Annotated in this window: 21 protein-coding genes; 2 read left to right on the plus strand and 19 right to left on the minus strand. The window is 67.5% G+C overall.

Annotated elements, in window-relative coordinates; genetic code table 11:
* Positions 1–50 precede the first annotated feature (50 nt).
* Positions 51–1094, plus strand: coding sequence for a type IV pilus twitching motility protein PilT (locus WJU27_RS18065; protein ID WP_296813686.1), 1044 nt, complete (start codon positions 51–53; stop codon positions 1092–1094).
* Between the two features lie 51 nt (positions 1095–1145).
* Positions 1146–2279: a PilT/PilU family type 4a pilus ATPase gene (locus WJU27_RS18070; protein ID WP_296813688.1), complete on the plus strand. Its 1134-nt coding sequence runs from the start codon at positions 1146–1148 to the stop codon at positions 2277–2279.
* A 69-nt stretch (positions 2280–2348) separates the two neighbouring features.
* Here WJU27_RS18070 and WJU27_RS18075 read toward each other — a convergent pair whose 3' ends face one another.
* The 19 genes from WJU27_RS18075 to WJU27_RS18165 form a co-directional block, all read right to left on the minus strand.
* Positions 2349–2753: a universal stress protein gene (locus WJU27_RS18075; RefSeq protein WP_296813690.1), complete on the minus strand. Its 405-nt coding sequence runs from the start codon at positions 2751–2753 to the stop codon at positions 2349–2351.
* 124 nt (positions 2754–2877) lie between these two features.
* A complete protein-coding gene (locus WJU27_RS18080) occupies positions 2878–3093 on the minus strand; it encodes a hypothetical protein (protein ID WP_296813691.1) in 216 nt (71 codons plus the stop codon).
* On the minus strand, positions 3090–4271 hold the full coding sequence (locus WJU27_RS18085; RefSeq protein ID WP_341422983.1) for a multidrug effflux MFS transporter: 1182 nt from the start codon (positions 4269–4271) through the stop codon (positions 3090–3092). Before WJU27_RS18085 ends, WJU27_RS18080 begins: the two co-directional genes overlap by 4 nt.
* Positions 4268–4696 (minus strand): hypothetical protein, encoded by a 429-nt coding sequence (locus WJU27_RS18090; RefSeq protein WP_341422984.1) that lies wholly within the window; start codon positions 4694–4696, stop codon positions 4268–4270. The genes WJU27_RS18085 and WJU27_RS18090 overlap by 4 nt, the downstream gene beginning before the upstream one ends.
* A 30-nt stretch (positions 4697–4726) precedes the next feature.
* Positions 4727–5566 (minus strand): methylenetetrahydrofolate reductase [NAD(P)H], encoded by an 840-nt coding sequence (gene metF / locus WJU27_RS18095; protein ID WP_341422985.1) that lies wholly within the window; start codon positions 5564–5566, stop codon positions 4727–4729.
* A complete protein-coding gene (locus tag WJU27_RS18100; protein ID WP_341422986.1) occupies positions 5559–6335 on the minus strand; it encodes a TlyA family RNA methyltransferase in 777 nt (258 codons plus the stop codon). The genes metF and WJU27_RS18100 overlap by 8 nt, the downstream gene beginning before the upstream one ends.
* Positions 6336–6737: 402 nt before the next feature.
* The gene (locus WJU27_RS18105) at positions 6738–8921 is read right to left on the minus strand and encodes a primosomal protein N' (RefSeq protein ID WP_341422987.1); all 2184 of its coding nucleotides are present in this window, start codon (positions 8919–8921) and stop codon (positions 6738–6740) included.
* Between the two features lie 360 nt (positions 8922–9281).
* Positions 9282–10349 carry a uroporphyrinogen decarboxylase gene (hemE, locus tag WJU27_RS18110; RefSeq protein WP_341422988.1) on the minus strand — a complete coding sequence of 356 codons (1068 nt, stop codon included), beginning with the start codon at positions 10347–10349 and terminating at the stop codon, positions 9282–9284.
* 75 nt (positions 10350–10424) lie between these two features.
* Positions 10425–11873, minus strand: a complete 1449-nt coding sequence (locus WJU27_RS18115) for a TrkH family potassium uptake protein (RefSeq protein WP_341422989.1) — start codon at positions 11871–11873, stop codon at positions 10425–10427.
* Entirely contained in the window at positions 11873–13300 is a 1428-nt protein-coding gene (gene trkA, locus WJU27_RS18120) for a Trk system potassium transporter TrkA (RefSeq protein ID WP_341422990.1), read from the minus strand. The genes WJU27_RS18115 and trkA overlap by 1 nt, the downstream gene beginning before the upstream one ends.
* A 66-nt stretch (positions 13301–13366) precedes the next feature.
* The gene (ureG, locus tag WJU27_RS18125) at positions 13367–13993 is read right to left on the minus strand and encodes an urease accessory protein UreG (RefSeq protein ID WP_341422991.1); all 627 of its coding nucleotides are present in this window, start codon (positions 13991–13993) and stop codon (positions 13367–13369) included.
* Between the two features lie 190 nt (positions 13994–14183).
* On the minus strand, positions 14184–14861 hold the full coding sequence (locus WJU27_RS18130) for an urease accessory protein UreF (protein ID WP_341422992.1): 678 nt from the start codon (positions 14859–14861) through the stop codon (positions 14184–14186).
* Positions 14858–15352 carry an urease accessory protein UreE gene (gene ureE, locus WJU27_RS18135; RefSeq protein WP_341422993.1) on the minus strand — a complete coding sequence of 165 codons (495 nt, stop codon included), beginning with the start codon at positions 15350–15352 and terminating at the stop codon, positions 14858–14860. The genes WJU27_RS18130 and ureE overlap by 4 nt, the downstream gene beginning before the upstream one ends.
* 26 nt (positions 15353–15378) lie before the next feature.
* A complete protein-coding gene (gene ureC, locus WJU27_RS18140) occupies positions 15379–17091 on the minus strand; it encodes an urease subunit alpha (protein WP_341422994.1) in 1713 nt (570 codons plus the stop codon).
* A 7-nt stretch (positions 17092–17098) separates the two neighbouring features.
* A complete protein-coding gene (locus tag WJU27_RS18145; protein ID WP_304004441.1) occupies positions 17099–17314 on the minus strand; it encodes a hypothetical protein in 216 nt (71 codons plus the stop codon).
* On the minus strand, positions 17311–17637 hold the full coding sequence (locus WJU27_RS18150; protein WP_029143877.1) for an urease subunit beta: 327 nt from the start codon (positions 17635–17637) through the stop codon (positions 17311–17313). Before WJU27_RS18150 ends, WJU27_RS18145 begins: the two co-directional genes overlap by 4 nt.
* A gap of 20 nt (positions 17638–17657) precedes the next feature.
* A complete protein-coding gene (locus tag WJU27_RS18155) occupies positions 17658–17936 on the minus strand; it encodes a hypothetical protein (RefSeq protein ID WP_020166170.1) in 279 nt (92 codons plus the stop codon).
* A gap of 9 nt (positions 17937–17945) precedes the next feature.
* Complete coding sequence (locus tag WJU27_RS18160) at positions 17946–18248, minus strand: urease subunit gamma (RefSeq protein WP_020166169.1); 303 nt, start codon at positions 18246–18248, stop codon at positions 17946–17948.
* A gap of 18 nt (positions 18249–18266) precedes the next feature.
* Positions 18267–19115: an urease accessory protein UreD gene (locus tag WJU27_RS18165; protein WP_341422995.1), complete on the minus strand. Its 849-nt coding sequence runs from the start codon at positions 19113–19115 to the stop codon at positions 18267–18269.
* Positions 19116–19213 lie beyond the last annotated feature (98 nt).

The raw sequence follows: 19213 nt of genomic DNA on the forward strand, positions 1-19213 counted from the left end.
TCTTCGAATTATATTCGGCACAACACCCCATTCATTGCCCGAGGCCTGTCATGGACATCACCGAACTGCTCGCGTTTTCCGTCAAGAACAAGGCGTCCGACCTGCATCTCTCGGCCGGTCTGCCGCCGATGATCCGCGTGCATGGCGACGTGCGCCGGATCAATCTGCCGCCGATGGAGCACAAGGATGTGCACGGCATGATCTACGACATCATGAACGACACCCAGCGCAAGGTGTATGAAGAGCACCTTGAAGCCGACTTCTCGTTCGCGGTGCCCAACCTGGCGCGTTTCCGGGTCAATGCCTTCGTGCAGAACCGTGGCGCCGGCGCGGTGTTCCGGACCATTCCGTCCAAGGTGCTGACGCTGGAGGATCTGAAGGCGCCGAAGATATTTCAGGACATCGCCAACACGCCGCGCGGCATCGTGCTGGTGACCGGCCCGACCGGCTCCGGCAAGTCGACCACGCTGGCGGCCATGGTCGATTACATCAACGAGAACGAGTACGGCCACATCCTGACCGTCGAAGACCCGATCGAGTTCGTGCACGAATCCAAGCGCTGCCTGATCAACCAGCGCGAAGTCGGGCCGCACACGCTGAGCTTCTCGAACGCGCTGCGTTCGGCGCTGCGGGAAGACCCGGACGTGATCCTGGTCGGTGAAATGCGCGACCTCGAAACGATACGGCTGGCGCTGACCGCCGCCGAAACCGGCCACCTGGTGTTCGGCACGCTGCACACCTCCAGTGCCGCGAAAACCATAGACCGTATCGTCGACGTGTTCCCGGCCGAGGAAAAGGAAATGGTGCGGGCCATGCTTTCCGAGTCGCTGCGCGCGGTCATTTCGCAGACGCTGCTGAAGACCAAGGACGGCACCGGCCGGGTCGCCGCGCACGAAATCATGGTCGGCTCGCCGGCCATCCGCAACCTGATCCGCGAGAACAAGATCGCGCAGATGTATTCGGCCATCCAGACCGGTCAGAGCCTGGGCATGCAGACGCTGGACCAGAACCTGCAGGAACTGGTGCGTCGCAACGTCATTTCGCCGGCCGAAGCGCGCACCCGTGCGCAAAACAAGGACATGTTCGCCGGCTGAGTGCCGCGCCTGCCGCTACACTGACAACGACAACCGCCGCGGAGAGCGCAGATGGAAAGAGATCAGGCCCTCAAATTCATGTACGACCTGCTGCGCCTGATGGTGACCAAGCGCGGTTCCGACCTGTTCGTGACCGCCGGTTTTCCGCCGGCGATCAAGGTGGATGGCCGCATCGTGCCGCAGTCCAACCAGTCGCTGACGCCGCAGCACACGGCCGAACTGGCGCGCGCCATCATGAACGACCGGCAGGCGGCTGAATTCGAGGCGACCAAGGAGTGCAATTTCGCGATCTCGCCGGCCGGCATCGGCCGCTTCCGCGTCAATGCCTTCGTGCAGCAGGGCAAGATAGGCTGCGTGCTGCGCACCATCAACGCCAAGATTCCGACGCTGGACGAACTGGGCCTGCCGCCGGTGCTGAAGGACGTCGCGATGACCAAGCGCGGCCTGGTCATCTTCGTCGGCGGTACCGGCACCGGCAAGACCACCTCGCTGGCCGCGCTCGTCGACTGGCGCAACACCAACAGCTACGGCCACATCATCACGATCGAGGACCCGATCGAGTACGTGCATGACCACAAGAACTGCGTAGTGACGCAGCGCGAGGTCGGGCTCGATACCGCTGACTGGGAAATCGCACTGAAGAACACGCTGCGGCAGGCGCCGGACGTCATCCTGATGGGCGAAATCCGCGACCGCGAAACGATGGAGCACGCGATCCAGTTCGCCGAAACCGGCCACCTGTGCCTCGCCACGCTGCACGCGAACAGCTCCAACCAGGCGATCGACCGCATCATCAACTTCTTCCCCGAGAACAAGCGGGAGCAGCTGCTGATGGACCTGTCGCTGAACCTGCGGGCGATGATTTCGCAGCGTCTGGTGCCGCTGAAGGAAGGCAAGGGCCGGGCGGCGGCGATCGAGGTGATGCTGAATTCGCCGCTGATCGCCGATCACATCTTCAAGGGCAATGTCGGCGAGATCAAGGACGTGATGAAGCGCTCGCGCGAGCTGGGCATGCAGACCTTCGACCAGGCGCTGTTCGACCTCTACGAAGCCGGCCGTATCAATTACGAGGACGCGCTGCGCAACGCCGACTCGGTCAACGACCTGCGCCTGCAGATCAAGCTGAACAGCAAGGAAGCGCAGGACCGCAACCTGAACGTGACGTCGGGGCTGGATCTGGTCTGAGCAGGCGTCGGCAGGGTCAGGCGGTCGCGGTCAGAAGACCGCGACCACGACAGCTGGTCGCTTGCCCGTTCAGCGCACCACCAGCACCGCACACGGTGCGTGGTGCAGCACGTTGCTGCTGACCGATCCCATCACGATGCGCTTGGCCAGGCTCAGGCCACGCGTACCGAGGATGATCAGTTCGGCCTTCTCCTCCTCCGCAATATCGACCAGGACGTCGGCCGGTTCGCCCATCGCCAGCCGGGTGCGTGCGGTGACGCCGCGGGCCGCCAGTTCGGCCGCCACCTTGTCGAGTGCCGCGCGCGCGTGGTCGATCTCGGCCTGGTCCACTTCCACCGCCGTGCCGCGTATGCCCAGCGCGGGGCCGCGCACCACCGACACGATGACCGCATCGAGCGGACCGTTCAGTATCTGCAGCTGATCGATCGCCTTGTGCGCGTGTTTCGAGCCGTCGTAGGCCACCACCACTTTCATTGCTCTCTCCCGATAGGTGACGCACGTCGGTGCGCCGGCCTGAGCATTATTCTGGGCGGCCGTGGCGAGCGGCAATTCTCAGGAGGGAGTAATCCCTAGTGGGTAGGCGTGGCGGGCCGGCGGTTCAGCAGCCGCACTGGCGGATCACCGGGCGCACTGCCAGCAGTTCCAGCGTCTCGTCGATGCTCAGTCCGGATTCGAGCAGCGCCGCACCGTCGAAACACCAGGACAGGTCGGTGTTCGGTTCCAGCACCGCCAGGCCGGTCGTGCTGTCGAACACCTCGTGCAGCCAGAAGTTGTGTTCGCTGCGGCTGCGTACCTGATAGCGCTTGTCGCTCATGCCTGCATGCTCCGGTAGCGCAGCCAGGCCAGCCAGCCGACGAAGACGAAAGCGGCCATGCCGGCAGCCAGATGCAGCGGTTCGCCCCACAGCACCGGCACCACCAGACCGGCGGCCATCGCATTCGTCAGCGACTGCGCGAAACCCTGGCAGGACGAAACCATGCCGCGCGCCCGCGGGAACAGCTCCAGCGCCAGCAGCGACAGTATCGGCATGGCCAGCGCCTGGCCGATGTTGTACAGCGCGATCGGCAGCACCGCCCACGGCAGGCTGGCCGGCGTGAGCACGTTCAGCAGCACGTTGCCGAAGGCGGCTACCAGCATGATGGTGTAGGCCATCCTGAGCTGCAGTTGCGGCGCCATCTTGCCGGCCAGCCGGCGACCCAGCCAGGAGCCGGTCATCATGCCGGCGACGGTCGGGCCGAACAGCCAGGCGAAGCCCTGCGGCGATACGCCCAGGTGCTCCATCAGGAATACCGGCGCCGACATCACATAGAGGAAGAAACCGGCGAAGTTCATCGACACCGCGATCACCAGCGCCAGCAGGGCCGGGCGGGCGAACATGTGGGCGTAATCACGTGCCAGCTTGACCGGATGCAGGCTGCGCCGGTGATCCGGGTCCAGCGTTTCCGGCAGGCGCAGCAGGCAGAGCAGCCACATCAGCGCCGAGTAGGCGGCAAGGAACCAGAACACCGCACGCCAGCCGAACAGGCCGAACACCCAGCCGCCGATGATGGGCGCGGCCGCCGGCGCCAGCGCGAACAGCAGCTGTATCGTGCTCATCAGCCGCTGCGCCTCGGCGCCCTCGAACAGGTCGCGCACGACGGCGCGGCCGACCACCATGCCGGCGCCGGCGCACATGCCCTGCAGCGCACGGGCGATCCACAGGTGCTCGATCTGCGTGGCCAGCGCGCAGCCGACCGAAGTCAGGAAGAACATGACCAGCGACCACAGCACGACGCGCCGCCGGCCCAGCGCGTCGGCGACGGCGCCATGCCACAGCGTCATCAGCGCAAAGAAGCCGAGATAGATGGTGAGCGATTGCTGCACTTCGAGCTTGGTCGCGCCCAGATCGGCACCGATCGCCGGAAAAGCCGGCAGATAGGTGTCGATCGCGAACGGACCGATGGCGGACAGGCCCGCCAGCAGGAAGGCCAGGCTGCGCGGCGAACGACTCACTGGGCTGGGGCGGCCGCTGGCGGCGCGGCAGCCGGTACGGCTGGCAGTGCTTCGAAGGCGCGGCGTTCGACGTCCGGCATCTCCACCACGCGCACGTCGCTGACGTAGTACTGCGTCTCGCCGAAGCAGGAGGTGGGCACGCCGATGTGCTGCGCATAGTGCAGCGACACGCGCTGCCCCATGCTTTCGTTCAGTTTCTGCGCCACCTTCTCGTCACGCACCGAGAACTCGAACTTCTCGGTCAGCGTGCCGGGCATGGTGACCATCGCCAGTTCGCCTTCCCAGGTCTTGCAGAACCAGCCCTTGTTGCTGAATTTCTGTACGTAGCCGGCACGTTCGCCGGTGGAATAGCTCCAGTTCAGCACCAGCCAGGTGTAGCCACCGAACAGCGCCAGCAGCAGGGCGAGGACGGAAAAGATGCGCATGCCGTTCTCCGGGAAGGGTCGCGGGTGAAATTACAGGCCGAGCCGCTGCCAGATGGTCGAGGTCAGCCCCGCCTGGTTCAGCGTGTAGAAGTGCAGGCCCGGTGCGCCGCCGGCCAGCAGCCGCTCGCACAGCGTGGTCACGACGTCCAGGCCGTAGGCCCTGACCGATGCGGCGTCGTCACCGAAGCCTTCGAACTTGCGCTGCATCCAGCGCGGGATTTCGGCACCGCAGGCTTCCGAGAAGCGCGCGATCTTCGAGAAGTTGGCGATCGGCATGATGCCCGGGTAGATGGGCGCCTCGACGCCCATCGCGCGCGCGTCATCGACGAAGGCGAAGTAGGCGTCGGTGTTGTAGAAGTACTGGGTGATGGCCGAGTCGGCGCCGGCCTTCATCTTGCGCACGAAGTTCTGCAGGTCCTTGGCCGCGCTGCGCGCCTGCGGATGCACTTCCGGGTAGGCGGCCACTTCGATGTGGAACCAGTCGCCGGTTTCGGCGCGCACGAACTCGACCAGCTCGTTGGCGTAACGGAAATCGCCCGGATCGACCACGCCGGAGGGCAGGTCGCCGCGCAGCGCCACCATGTGGTGGATGCCTTCCTCCTTGTAGCGCTCCAGCGTCTGCCGCAGGTTGTCGCGGGTCGAACCGATGCACGACAGGTGCGGCGCCGCGTTCAGGCCTTCGGCCTTCATTTCGAGCACGGTTTCGAGCGTGCGGTCGCGCGTGGTGCCGCCGGCGCCGTAGGTGACCGAGAAGAAGGACGGGTTGAGCTGGCGCAGCTGACGGCGGGTGGCGCGCAGCTTTTCCGCACCCTCTTCGGTGGCCGGCGGGAAGAATTCGACGCTGCAGATGCGCGTGGGGTTGTCAGTCATGGTGGTCGGTCGCGTCGCGCCGGGCCGCGTACAGGAAGAACTCGCGGTTGCCGTCGCCGCCCTTGATCGGGCTGTCGAAGTAATCCAGTGCGCTGAGACCGTTTGCTTCGGCAAACGTCCGCATGCGCACCTCCAGGGCCGGGTATTGTGCCGCATCGCGCACGATGCCGCCTTTCCCCAGTGCATCCGGGCCCAGTTCGAACTGCGGCTTCACCAGCGTGAGCACGCGTCCGCCGGGCGCCAGCAGCGCCGGCCACTGCGGCAGCAGCAGCGTCAGCGAAATGAAGCTGGCGTCGCACACCAGCAGGTCGAAGCCACCGGCCGCCATATGTATACCGAGCGCGGCGGCGTCCAGCGTGCGCGCATTCAGGTGTTCGATGCAGACGATGCGCGGGTCGCCGCGCAGCCGCGGGTCGAGCTGGCCGTGGCCGACCTCGACCCCGACCACGCGTGCGGCACCGCGCTGGATCAGGCAGTCGGTGAAGCCGCCTGTGCTCTGGCCGACGTCGAGGCAGGTCAGGCCGGCGACGTCCAGCCCGGCCCGGTCCAGTGCGCCGGCCAGCTTCAGCCCGCCACGCGACACATAGCGGTCGTCGTCCGACAGCTCGACCTGCAGCTCGGCACCGTCAGGGATGTCCTGGGCCGGCTTGGTCACTACCGTCCAGCCGGCACCGACAGCGACGCGAACCCGCCCGGCCGCGATGAGCGCCTGGGCAACGGTGCGGGAACGGGCGAGGCTGCGGGCAACGAGGGTCTGGTCGGCTCTCATGGGTGTTCGACAGGGGCGGAGCGCGGATGAGAACCGAGAACGGCTGGCGCTGCAAGCTCGGCGGGGCATTTTGTCGGAGCGGGATTTTGTGGGAGGGGTCTTCTGACCCCGACAGCGGCGGAGAGTGGTGCGTGGCGCTCGATGGGGCACTGTGGGAGCGAGCTCACTCGCGATTGGGGCCTCGATCGAAGCCAGCGGCCCACGACGGCTGCGTCGCGGCCAAGGCCGCTCCCACAGGGGCCGGGCCCGATCCGGGGTCGGAGCCAGGATTTTGTGGGAGGGGTCTTCTGACCCCGACAGCAGCGGAGGGCTGTGCGCGGCGTCAGATGGGGCGCCGTGGGAGCGAGCTTGCTCGCGATTGCGGCCTTGATCGAAGCCAGCGGCCCACACGTCACCGCCCGGTCACACCTCGACTGGATCCACGTCGATATGCCAGCGCAGGCCGCGGGCGACGCGCAGGCGGTAGAGGTTGGCGACCCAGGGCAGCAGCAGCGTACGCAGGGCCGGACGGCTGCGCGATTCGACCACCAGCTGGGCGCGTTCGCGGTTGGCGCGGCGCACCATGCGCATCGGCACGACGTCGTAGATCTGCACGCCATCGACAGCCAGCGCCAGCGCGGCGCGGCGCGCCGCTTCGAGAAAGTCGAGTGCGGCCTGCAGTTCCGGCGCGTCGGCGCTCAGCATGAGTTGGAAGCCATGCGGCGGCAGGCCGAGCGCGGCGCGTTCCGCCAGCTGGCTGCGCGCGAAGCCGTCGAAATCGTGCGCCTTCAGCGCGGCGAACAAGGGGTGTTCGGGTTGCGCGGTCTGGATCAGCACCTCGCCGGCGGTGTCGGCTCGACCTGCCCGGCCGCCGACCTGCATCAGCTGGGCGAACAGCCGCTCCTGTGCGCGGAAATCGGCGGCGTGCAGCGAGGCGTCGGCGCTGATCACGCCGACCAGCGTGATGCCGGGGAAGTCGTGGCCCTTGGCCAGCAACTGGGTGCCGACCACCAGATCGACCTCGCCGCGGCGGATCAGGTCCAGCTGTTCCTGCCAGTGCTCGCGGCCGCGGACGTTGTCGCGGTCGATGCGCAGCAGACGTGCGGTCGGGAAGCGGCTGGCCAGCGTTTCTTCCAGCCGCTGGGTGCCGCGGCCATAGCCCTGGATGTCCTGGTTGCCGCATTTCGGGCAGGCCTGCGGTACCGGGCCTTCGGCGCCGCAGTGGTGACAGCGCAGCCGGCGGTCGGCGGCGTGCAGCACCAGGTTGGCGGTGCACTGCGTGCAGCCGGCGGCCCAGCCGCATGCCGGGCAGCTCAGCACCGGCGCGTAGCCGCGGCGGTTGATGAACAGCAGCGTTTGTTCGCCGCGCGCCAGCCGGCTTTCGATGGCCCGCACCATGGGCTGGCTCAGGCCGTCGGTGGCACGGAACACCCGCGTGTCGACGAGGTGCACCTCGGGCAGGCGGGCGCTGCCGGCCCGCGTGGTCAGCTTGAGCCAGCGGTAGCGGCCGTCGATCGCGTGACGCAGCGTTTCCAGCGAAGGCGTGGCACTGCCCAGCACGATGGGCACGTTCTCGTTGCGCGCGCGCCAGATGGCGACGTCGCGCGCCGAATAGCGCACGCCCTCGGTCTGGCGGAAGGAGGGGTCGTGTTCCTCGTCGAGCACGATGCAGCCCAGTCGCGGCAGCGGCGCGAACACCGCCAGCCGGGTGCCGAGCAGGATGTCCGCCTCGCCGGACTGCGCCGCCGCCCACGCCATCGCGCGGGCGCCGTCGCTCATTTCGCTGTGCATCACGTGCAGGCAGGCGCGCGGGAAGCGGGCGGCCACCCGCGCCTGCAACTGCGGTGTCAGCGCGATTTCCGGCACCAGCAGCAGGCACTGCCGGCCGGCGGCGATCTGATCCTCGATCAGTCGCAGATAAACCTCGGTCTTGCCGCTGCCGGTCACGCCGTGCAGCAGGCTGGCAGCGTAGCCGGCGGTCGATTGCAGTGCGGCCAGGGCCGCCGCCTGGTCGGCGCTCAGTACATGTGCGGCCTCGGCTGGCGCCTGCGGCAGGGCCGGCTCTATCAGCCCGTCGGCCAGCAGGCGTTCGAGGGCCACGGCGGCGCGCGATGACAGAGCGCGCAGTTCCGCCTCGTTCAGGTCGCCGGCCTCGGTCAGCGCGGTGATCAGCTTGCGGCGGACATCGCGCGCCGGCAGCGCGTCGAGCGCGGCGGTGCCGGCCGGGGTGGCACGGAAACGCCGGTTGGCCCGCTCGGCACGGCTCGCGCTGATGGCCGGCGGTGCCGCCATCGCCGCCACTTCGCCTATAGGTTGCTGATAGTAGTGGGCGACGAACTCGACCAGCGCCCGCCAGCTGGCGGGCAGCGGCGGGCTGCCGCGGTCGATGTCGAGCAGCGGCTTGATGCGCGCTGCGTCGACCTCGCCCGCTTCGCGCCAGCCCCAGGCGATGCCCCACAGTTCGCTGCGGCCGAAGGGCACGCGCACACGCTGTCCCGGTTCGGCATCGGGAAAGGCCGAGGCGTCATAGTCGAACAGCGTGGGAATCGGTCGCGAAAGCGCGACCTGCAACAGATGCGACGGCAGAATTGCTGCGGTGCTTTCCAAGCGCTGATGCGGGCTTTTAATGGATTCAGTGACTTGCGGCATGTCGTTCAACAAGACTGGGTGCTTGTGTCCGCAACGCACTCATCCGGCAAGGTTTTGAGTGCCACAAAAGCTGTGGATAACTTTGTGGGAAACTTCGTGTCCGTCCGTCACGAACCGGACATCAACGGCCACCAAATTTTCCGCCAGGCGTCAAGAAAAAAATACTTCCTTGCTTATCAGTGACTTGCGCGGAGGGCTCTTGTAGTGGACCGGCCCTTCGGCTTGTAGTCGGCCTGAGCGGCCGACTGTGCATAAGTCAACCCCTTGCGGTGGCCGAACTGTGCGGAATAAGCCGGCCGAACCTGCCGGCTGCCCCGTTCAGCCTGCCCGCACGGCCCGGCTGTGGCGATGAACTTCCTCCACCAGCGCGGCTACGTGCTCCGGCGGCGTGTGCTGCGAAATGCCGTGGCCGAGGTTGAACACGTGGCCCGGGTGATTGCCGTAGCTGTCGAGGATGCGGCGCGCCTCGCCGCGGATGCCCTCCGGGTGCGCGAACAGGGCGGTCGGGTCGAAATTGCCCTGCAGCGCCACCTTGTCGCCGACCCGCTGGCGGGCCTGTCCGATATCGGTGGTCCAGTCCAGGCCCAGCGCGTCGGCGCCTGCTTCGGCCTGTGCCTCCAGCCACTGACCGCCGCCCTTGGTAAACATGATGACCGGCACGCGCTGGCCGTCCTTTTCCCGCTTCAGGCCGGCGATGATGCGCTGCATGTAGGCGAGCGAGAATTCGCGATAGCCGTGCGCCGACAGCGCGCCGCCCCAGGAGTCGAAAATCATCACCGCCTGCGCACCGGCTTCGATCTGCGCATTCAGGTAGTCGGTCACCGCCTTCGACGTCACCGACAGCATGTGGTGCAGCAGTTCCGGGCGGTCGAGCATCAGCGTCTTCAGGTGCCGGTAGTCGTCCGAGGCGCCGCCTTCGACCATGTAGCAGGCCAGCGTCCACGGGCTGCCGGAGAAGCCGATCAGCGGTACCCGGCCGTCCAGCGCGCGGCGGATTTCACTCACGGCGTCAATGACGTAGCCCAGTTCGGCGGTCGGGTCGGGCGCGGCCAGCGCGCGGATCGCGTCTTCCGAACGCAGCGGGCGCTCGAACTTCGGGCCTTCGCCTTCGGCGAAATACAGGCCCAGACCCATCGCGTCCGGCACCGTCAGGATGTCCGAAAACAGGATGGCGGCGTCGAGCGGAAAGCGCTCCAGCGGCTGCAGCGTCACTTCGCAGGCCATGGCCGGCGACTTGCACAACTGCAGGAAGCTGCCGGCGCGACGGCGGGTGGCGCAGTACTCGGGCAGGTAGCGGCCGGCCTGGCGCATCAGCCAGATCGGCGTGTAGTCGGTGGGCTGGCGCAGCAGCGCGCGCAGGAAGGTGTCGTTGCGGAGTGCGGACATGGGAAATCCTTGAAGTACAGGGCGCAAGGATAGCCGATGCGCCCGCCTGCCTGCCCGGGCAGGCGACGATCGGGCCTATTTGCGCCAGAAACCCGGGGTGAAGATGACCAGCACGGCGAACACTTCCAGCCGGCCGAGCAGCATGGCAAAGCTGCATATCCAGGTCTGCAGGCCGGTCAGGCCTTGGTAGTTGCCGGCCGGCCCGACATCGCCGAGGCCAGGGCCGATGTTGTTGATGCAGGCAATCACGGCGGTGAAGGCGGTGATGAAATCCAGACCGGTCAGCAGCAGCGCGAACACCATCAGTGCGGCGCTCATGAAGTACAGGAAGATGAAACCGAGCACGGACTGGGCGACGTGCTCGGACACGGCGGTGCGGCCGATCATCAGCGGACGCACCGCCGCCGGATGAATCAGCTTCAGGATTTCGCGCTGGCTCTGACCGAACAGCACCAGCGTGCGCACCATCTTGATGCCGCCGCCGGTCGAGCCGGCACAGGGAATGAGACCGCCGAGAAAGAGCATGAGCAGCGGCGCGAAGATCGGCCACTGCGCGAAATCGGTGCTGGCATAGCCGCTGCCGGTGCCCAGCGATACCAGGTTGAACATGACCATGCGAGCCGAGGTGCCCACGTCGGCGTACACGCCCTCGGCGAGCAGGAAGATCGTGAGCCCGGCAAAGGCGAGCAGCATGATGGTGATGTAGGCGCGTGCTTCGGCGTCGCGCACATAGGGACCGATGGACAGCCGCCGGAAGGCCAGGAAGTGCGTTGCGAAATTGACGCCGGCCAGCAGCATGAAGAAGCTGAGCACGGCCTCGATCGCGACCGAATCGAAGGCGCCGACACTGGCATCTCGTGTCGAGAAGCCGCCCAGACCCATCGCCGAGAAGGAATGGCAGACGGCGTCGAACCAGTCCATGCCGGCCAGTCGCAGTGACAGCAGGCACACGGCGGTCATGCCGACATAGACGAGGTAGAGTGCCTTGGCGGTATCGGTAATGCGCGCGGTGAGCTTGCTGTCCTTCATCGGCCCCGGCGTTTCCGCCTTGTACAGCTGCATGCCGCCGACGCCCAGCAGCGGCAGGATGGCGACGGCGAACACGATGATGCCCATGCCGCCTATCCAGTTCAGCAGGTGACGCCACAGATTGATCGACTGCGGCGCATGGTCCAGCCCGGTCATCACCGTGGCACCGGTCGTGGTCAGGCCGGACATCGTTTCGAAGAACGCGTCGGTAAAGCTCATCGTGTCGTAGGACAGCATGAGCGGCACGGCGGCGATGGCCGACATCAGCACCCAGGACAAGGTGACCAGCAGGAAGCCGTCGCGCGGCTTCAGCTCGCGGTAGTGGCGTCGCGTCGCCATGTACAGCAGTACGCCGCCGGCCGCGCTGATTGCCATGCTGTCGATGAAATGCCACAGCATGCCGTCGTGGAACACCAGCGAGCAGGTGATCGGCGCCAGGTAGGTCAGGCTGAACACCGCCAGCAGGCGGCCCAGCACATTCAGTACGGCCAGCATCAGAGAAACCCGAATCCGACCTGGAACAGCCCCTCGACCCGTGCCACCACACGCTTGGTCGAGCAGAACACGATCACGTGGTCCTCCGGCTCGATCACCGTGTCGTGGTGCGGCATGATCACCTGCTCGTGCGTCTCGCGCACGGCCAGATCGGTCACCTCGACCCTGATCGGTTTTTCCGAGTGACGCACGATGGCGCCGATCATCGCGCCCTCGGGCAGCTTGATCTCATCGACGCGCCGACCGACCACCTTGGACGTCTTGCGGTCGCCGTGCACCACCAGTTCGAGCGCTTCGGCCGCACCGCGGCGCAGGCTGTGCACCGCCACCACGTCGCCGCGGCGCACGTGCGCCAGCAGCGAGCCGATCGACACCTGCGCCGGCGAGATGGCGATGTCGATGGCGCCCGCCTGCACCAGGTCGACGTAGGCGCGGCGGTTGATCAGCGCCACCACGCGGCGCGCGCCCATGCGCTTGGCCATCAGCGACGACATGATGTTGTTTTCGTCGTCGTTGGTCAGCGCCAGATACAGATCCATGTCGTCGACGTTCTCTGCTTCGAGCAGCATCTCGTCGGTGGTGTCGCCGGCCAGCACCAGTGTCTTGTGCAGGCTGCCGGACAGGAATTCGGCGCGCGTGCGCGAATGCTCGATCAGCTTCAGTTCGTAGCGGTTCTCCAGCGACGAAGCGAGGCGGTAGCCGATGTTGCCGCCGCCGGCGATCATGATGCGGCGCATCGGCTTGTCCAGCCGGCGCAGTTCGGCGGTGACGGCGCGGATGTGCTCGGTCGCGGCAACGCAGAACACCTCGTCGCCCGGCTCGATCACCGTGTCGCCATCCGGGATGATGGCGGTGTCGCGCCGGTAGATGGCGGCGATGCGGGCGTCGATGTCGGGCAGATGCTCGCGCAGCGCCTTGATCTGGCGGCCGACCAGCGGCCCGCCGCCGACCGCGCGCACCGCCACCATGCTCACCCGGCCCTTGCCGAACTCGATCACCTGCAGCGCTTCCGGGAAGGCGATCAGCCGCTTCAGGTAGTCGGTGACCTCCTGTTCCGGGCAGATCGAGAAATCGACGGCGAAATTGTTGTCGTCGAGCAGCTCTGGGTAGTCGGCGTAGTCGATCGAGCGCAGCCGGGCGATCCGGGTGGGCAGGTTGAACAGCGTCTGCGCGATGCGACAGGCGCACAGATTGGTCTGGTCGGACGCGGTGACCGCGATCAGCAGATCGGCGTCGTCGGCGCCGGCCTGGCGCATCACCGCCGGGCTGGCGCCATTGCCGGCCACCACGCGCAGGTCGAGACGGTCCTGCAGCGCCTGCAGGCGCGGGACGTCGGTATCGACCACGGTGATGTCGTTGGCCTCCGACACCAGGTTTTCCGCCACCGAGGAACCGACCTGTCCTGCCCCGAGAATGATGATCTTCACGCGCCTGCCCGCTGTGGAAAGTCGCGGAAGTGTAGCGTCAAGTGTGGCGGCGCAGCACGATACGCGTCAGCCGGCGCCCAGCATGCCTTCGCGCTCGATGAAGGCGATGATGGCGTCGAGGTTGTGACCGGTCTTCATGTTCGAGAACAGGAAGGGCCGCTCGCCGCGCATCTTCCTCGCGTCGCGTTCCATGACGTCGAGCGAGGCGCCGACCATCGGTGCCAGATCGATCTTGTTGATGATGAGCAGGTCCGACTTGCAGATGCCGGGGCCGCCCTTGCGCGGAATCTTGTCGCCGGCGGCGACGTCGATCACGTACAGCGTGAGGTCGGACAATTCGGGCGAGAAGGTGGCGGCCAGGTTGTCGCCGCCGGATTCGATCAGGATCACCTCCAGCCCGGAAAAGCGCGCGCTCAGACGCGCCACCGCTTCGAGGTTGATCGACGCGTCCTCGCGTATCGCCGTATGCGGGCAGCCGCCGGTCTCCACGCCGATGATGCGTTCCGGCGGCAACGCCTCGTTACGCACCAGGAACTGCGCGTCTTCCTCGGTGTAGATGTCGTTGGTGACCGCGGCGATGTTGTAGCGGTCGCGCAGCGCGCGGCACAGCGCCAGCGTGAGGGCGGTCTTGCCGGAGCCCACGGGGCCGCCGATGCCTACACGCAGCGGCGGGCGGGGAGTGGGTGGGGTCATGTTGTCAGCCTTTCATCGAAAATGCAGATCAGGATCGCCGGCTCTGCGGTCGTGCCCGGATTGTGGGAGCGGCGCCCCCGCCGCGATGCGGAGGTGGATCGAGCGCCGGCGCGTGACCGAGGCCGCATCGCGACGAGGCGTCGCTCCCACGGGAATCCGCAGCGGCACCTGGCGTGTGGTCTGGCGGTGGTCATGATCTGAACAGCCTTGAATACTGCGTTTCGTGCCGGCAACTGGCGATGGCGAGGCCGGGTGCGAAATTGCTCCAGTCCTCGCGCGGCAGGGTCAGCGCGGTCGCCACGCGCGGCGGGATCATCGCCCCGAGCGACATCAGCAGCCGCTGCCCTGCCGTCTGCCCGAGCGGGACCGCCTTGATCGCCGCCATCACCTGGTTCTCCGCCCAGGCCCAGGCCCAGGCGGTCAGCGCCGGCTCGATCGGCACGCCGAGCGCCACCGCGGCGCCCGACCACGCAGTCGGGAAGGCGACGTCGCCGATGTCCGCAAGCCGTGCCGCGACCGCGCTGCATTCCGGCAGCGCCTTCAGCAGCTGAAGGCAGGAATAGCCCATCTGCACCGTCTCGGCGCGCAGCTCGGCCGCTTCGCGGCTGGCCAGGTAGTTGTCGTTCAGATTGATCACCGCCACGACGTCGTCGGCCGTCCAGGCGCGCATCTGCTCGGCCAGCAAGGGCAGTTCGAACGAGGCGATGCCAGCGTCGAACACAGCGGCGATCCAGTCGCCGGCGTCCGCTTCGGTCCGGATGTCGCCGCAATCGACCTGCCATTCCAGCCCCTGCGAATAGCTGAAGGCGCCGACCGGCAGCGTCGGGCTGGCCAGCTGCAGCAGGCGGACCAGCGCGAGCGGATTCATGCGCCGCCCGCGAAAAGGTGCAGCCGGGCGCCGGTCTCCTCGGCGTGGGCGTGCGTGTGGTGGGCAGGGTGACCGCCGTAGGCACCGGCCTCGGGCTCGAACGGCGCCTGCGTCTCGCGCAGGTCGAGGCCCAGGCCGACCAGCATCTGCGCCAGCACGTGGTCGGCCGCCAGCCGCAGCAGACCGGGCTGCACCTCGACCGCGACGTGGCGGTTGCCGAGGTGGTAGGCGGCGCGCGCGATCAGCAGCGCGTCTGCGCTGCGTGCCTCGATCACCCGCTCCGGCGCCGAGCGCACGGCAACGACGCGCCCGTCCTTGCCGGCCAGCAGATCGCCGCCGCGCAGTATCGTGCCGCGCGGCAGGAAGAGTCCGACCTCCTCGCCCGAATCCAGGCGCGTGCGCAGCCTGCACTTGGCGCGAAGTTCGAAGCTCAGCGTCAGCGTTTCGGCCGGCACGGCGTCGGCCGGCGCGAAGGTTTCGATCAGCAGCATGTCGTATGCGGGCAGAGCCCGCGGGTTCAGAACAGGAAATAGCGCTGCGCCATCGGCAGCACTTCGGCCGGTTCGCACACCAGCCGCTCACCGTCGGCGCGCACTTCGTAGGTTTCCGGATCGACGTCGATCTGCGGCTGCCAGCCGTTCAGCACCATGTCGGACTTGCGGATGGCACGCGTGTTGCGCACCGGCTCCAGCCGTTTGGCGAGGCCCAGGTCGCGCACGGCGGGGTTGTTCAGCGCCGCCTGCGACACGAAGGTGAGCGAGGTCTTCAGGCCGCCGGCGTAGCTGCCGAACATCGGCCGGTAGTGCACCGGTTGCGGCGTCGGGATCGACGCGTTGGGGTCGCCCATCGCGGCGGCGGCGATCATGCCGCCCTTGAGGATCAGGCTGGGCTTGACGCCGAAGAAGGCCGGGCGCCACAGCACCAGATCGGCCAGCTTGCCCGGTTCGACCGAGCCGACGATGTGACCGATGCCGTGCGTGATCGCCGGGTTGATCGTGTACTTGGCGATGTAGCGGCGCACGCGAAAGTTGTCGGCCGCCGGCGAACGTCCTTCGGGATCGCTCAGCGCGCCGCGCTGGATCTTCATTTTGTGCGCCGCCTGCCAGGTGCGGATGATCACTTCGCCGACGCGGCCCATGGCCTGCGAGTCGGACGACATCATCGAGAAGGCGCCGAGGTCGTGCAGGATATCCTCTGCCGCGATCGTCTCGCGCCGGATGCGGCTTTCGGCGAAGGCGACGTCTTCGGCGATGGCGGCGTCGAGGTGGTGGCACACCATGAGCATGTCGAGGTGCTCGTCTATGGTGTTCACCGTGTACGGCATGGTCGGATTGGTCGACGACGGCAGCACGTTGGGCAGACCGGCCGCGCGCAGGATGTCCGGTGCATGGCCGCCGCCCGCACCTTCGGTGTGGAAGGTGTGGATGGTGCGGCCCTTGAAGGCGTCCATCGTCGTTTCGACGAAGCCCGACTCGTTCAGCGTGTCGGTGTGGATGGCGACCTGTATGTCCATCTCTTCGGCCACCGACAGGCAGGTGTCGATGGCCGCCGGCGTGGTGCCCCAGTCCTCGTGCAGCTTCAGGCCGATCACGCCGGCCTCGATCTGCTCGCGCAGCGGTGCCGGCTGCGATGCGTTGCCCTTGCCGAGAAAGCCGAGATTCATCGGAAAGGCGTCGGCCGCGGCCAGCATCGAGTGGATGTGCCACGGTCCCGGCGTGCAGGTGGTGGCATAGGTGCCGGTGGCCGGTCCGGTACCGCCGCCCAGCATGGTCGTGACGCCCGACATCAGCGCCTCCTCGATCTGCTGCGGGCAGATGAAGTGGATGTGGCAGTCGATGCCGCCGGCGGTGACGATCATGCCTTCGCCAGCGATGATTTCGGTGCCCGGGCCGATGACCAGCGTGACCGCCGGCTGAATGTCCGGATTGCCGGCCTTGCCGATGCCGGCGATGAAGCCGTTCTTCAGGCCGATGTCGGCCTTGACGATGCCCCAGTGGTCGACGATGAGCGCATTGGTGATGACAGTGTCCATCACCTCCGCCGCGCAGCGCTGGCTCTGGCCCATGCCGTCGCGGATCACCTTGCCGCCGCCGAACTTCACTTCCTCGCCGTAGACCGTGTAGTCGCGCTCGACCTCGATCCACAGTTCGGTGTCGGCCAGCCGCACGCGGTCGCCGGTGGTCGGGCCGAACATTTCCGCATAGGCCTGCCGGCTGATGCGCGTGCTCATGCGTCGATCAGTCCTTGAACATGCGACGCGCGGCCTTCGCGCGCCGGCGCATCATCAGCCCGCCGAGGCCGCCGATGACGGCTGCCGCGATCAGCAGCGCCACGTGATCCGGTTCGCTCATCAGGTGCAGCAGCGCGTCGCCGACGTTGCCGTGGTGCTCGCCCGGGTGGGCCCACGCGACGCTGCTCCACGCCAGTGCCAAAGTCATCAGTGCCTGCATCATTGCTGTTCTCCCTGTGTGTCGAGCGGGCCCTGTACCCGTCCCTTGAATCCGAAAACCCTGCGTTCTCCGGCCAGCGCGACCAGCGTCACTGTGCGCATCTGGCCCGGTTCGAAGCGCACCGCGGTGCCGGCCGCGATGTCGAGACGGAAGCCGCGCGCCGCGGCGCGGTCGAACAGCAGCGCGTCATTCGTTTCGGCGAAGTGGTAGTGCGATCCGACCTGCACCGGCCGGTCGCCGCTGTTGCGCACGTCCAGCGTCACCGTGGCGCGCCCTGCATTCAGTTCGATGTCGCCATCGGCGACCTGCATCTGTCCTGGAATCATCGTGTTCCTTCCCGCGCCGGTCAGCCCGAACGCGCACCAAAACGGTAATCGCGCCCGGGCTTGGTGCCATCGCTGGTCACGTCGCTGTCGCTGCGGCGATCGAGCATTTCGCGCACGAGCAGCAGGCTGACCAGCAGGTCCTCGTCGTCCGCCCGCTCCTCGATATCGGCCAGCGTGCGCGTGCGGTAATCGAGATCGGTGCGCAGCGCGTCGAGGTTCACCGATTCGCCGAGGCTGCGCCGCACGCCCAGCTTGAAGCGCGCGAGGCGGCGTGCCAGTTCCATGTCGTCGTCACTCACGGGCGGCTCTCACGGTATCGGATGATGGACGGTGACCAGCTTGGTGCCATCCGGGAAAGTGGCTTCCACCTGTATGTCCGGAATCATTTCCGCCACGCCTTCCATGACGTCGTCACGGCCGAGCAGCGTCGTGCCGTAGCTCATCAGTTCGGCCACGCTGCGGCCGTCGCGCGCGCCTTCCATGATGGCGGCGGTGATGTAGGCGACCGCTTCCGGGTAGTTGAGCCTGAGCCCGCGCGCCCGGCGGCGCTCGGCCAGCAGGGCGGCGGTGAAGATGAGCAGCTTGTCCTTCTCGCGCGGTGTCAGTTCCATTTTTCTTCTGTGTGCCCGTCAGGTGTTCCAGATGCGCGGCGTCTGCGCCGGTCGCCCGGTCATGGCCGGACGTATCAGCGCCCACAGATGCACGAACCATGCCCGCGCCGCCTGCGTGCAGTCGCCGCGGTAGCGGGCCAGCAGCAGACCGGGCAGGCGGGTGACGCCGGAGTGTCCGGACGGGGACGGCACCGCGCGACAGGCGGCGAGCAGCGTGGCGTCGGCGTCGATGCCGGCGGCGACCAGCGTGCCGAACACCGGCGCGCCAGCCAGTCCCGCCGCTGACGCGAGCAGCGGCGCGCCAGCGGCCAGCCGCGCCTGTTCCAGCCACAGCGTGCGGCCGTCGCGGGTGATGCGGGTGTCCAGTGCCAGTTCGCCGCGTTCGAAGCGCTCGCCGCTGGCGGTGCGGCCCAGGCACCACAGGTCCATGCCGATGAAGCGGCCGTCGCTCGTCAGATCGATGTGATTGCGCGCCTGCGCCCGCGCGCCGTCGAACACGATGGCGTCCTGCGGCAGCCATTCGACGACGGCGCCGGCGCCGACGCGCAGATGCAGGTCCGAGCGCGCCTGCGGTCCGGCGCTGCGGTACCACTTGGTCGCGCCCGGCGTGGTGATCAGCGCGTGCGTGCCGGGGCCGGCGTCGAGCTCGACCCGCAGTGCGTCGCCGCCGGCGATGCCGCCCGGCGGGTGCAGCAGCAGCGTGTGGCAGACCGCGTCGCCCTCCGGGTAGAGCGGCTTCTGCACGCGCAGCGGGCCGCTGTGTTCGCGCCGCGCCAGCACGGTGCGTCCGTCGAGTGCGCGGTAGCCGAGCGCGATGCGGGCCTGCCAGCCGGCGTCGCTGCCGGCGTCTGGTATCGGGGTGTGCATGAGGACGTGTCAAAAATCGCGGCACGGCCGGAACCGGCCACCGCTTTGCCGACACAAAGCACGACGTGTGCCGAACGCCGACGCCAAAGCCTACGCCG

This window comes from Methyloversatilis sp. NSM2, assembly GCF_038066675.1.
Classification (GTDB): domain Bacteria; phylum Pseudomonadota; class Gammaproteobacteria; order Burkholderiales; family Rhodocyclaceae; genus Methyloversatilis; species Methyloversatilis discipulorum_A.

Coding starts and splice junctions, on each gene's coding strand:
- WJU27_RS18090 (WP_341422984.1), bottom strand. CDS start 4,696: ATGCGCATCTTTTCCGTCCTCGCCCTGCTGCTGGCGCTGTTCGGTGGC.
- WJU27_RS18130 (WP_341422992.1), bottom strand. CDS start 14,861: ATGAATCCGCTCGCGCTGGTCCGCCTGCTGCAGCTGGCCAGCCCGACG.
- ureE (WP_341422993.1), bottom strand. CDS start 15,352: ATGCTGCTGATCGAAACCTTCGCGCCGGCCGACGCCGTGCCGGCCGAA.
- WJU27_RS18145 (WP_304004441.1), bottom strand. CDS start 17,314: ATGATGCAGGCACTGATGACTTTGGCACTGGCGTGGAGCAGCGTCGCG.
- ureC (WP_341422994.1), bottom strand. CDS start 17,091: ATGAGCACGCGCATCAGCCGGCAGGCCTATGCGGAAATGTTCGGCCCG.
- WJU27_RS18115 (WP_341422989.1), bottom strand. CDS start 11,873: ATGCTGGCCGTACTGAATGTGCTGGGCCGCCTGCTGGCGGTGTTCAGC.
- WJU27_RS18080 (WP_296813691.1), bottom strand. CDS start 3,093: ATGAGCGACAAGCGCTATCAGGTACGCAGCCGCAGCGAACACAACTTC.
- WJU27_RS18150 (WP_029143877.1), bottom strand. CDS start 17,637: ATGATTCCAGGACAGATGCAGGTCGCCGATGGCGACATCGAACTGAAT.
- metF (WP_341422985.1), bottom strand. CDS start 5,566: ATGACTGACAACCCCACGCGCATCTGCAGCGTCGAATTCTTCCCGCCG.
- WJU27_RS18100 (WP_341422986.1), bottom strand. CDS start 6,335: ATGAGAGCCGACCAGACCCTCGTTGCCCGCAGCCTCGCCCGTTCCCGC.
- WJU27_RS18165 (WP_341422995.1), bottom strand. CDS start 19,115: ATGCACACCCCGATACCAGACGCCGGCAGCGACGCCGGCTGGCAGGCC.
- hemE (WP_341422988.1), bottom strand. CDS start 10,349: ATGTCCGCACTCCGCAACGACACCTTCCTGCGCGCGCTGCTGCGCCAG.
- WJU27_RS18070 (WP_296813688.1), top strand. CDS start 1,146: ATGGAAAGAGATCAGGCCCTCAAATTCATGTACGACCTGCTGCGCCTG.
- ureG (WP_341422991.1), bottom strand. CDS start 13,993: ATGACCCCACCCACTCCCCGCCCGCCGCTGCGTGTAGGCATCGGCGGC.
- WJU27_RS18065 (WP_296813686.1), top strand. CDS start 51: ATGGACATCACCGAACTGCTCGCGTTTTCCGTCAAGAACAAGGCGTCC.
- WJU27_RS18160 (WP_020166169.1), bottom strand. CDS start 18,248: ATGGAACTGACACCGCGCGAGAAGGACAAGCTGCTCATCTTCACCGCC.
- WJU27_RS18075 (WP_296813690.1), bottom strand. CDS start 2,753: ATGAAAGTGGTGGTGGCCTACGACGGCTCGAAACACGCGCACAAGGCG.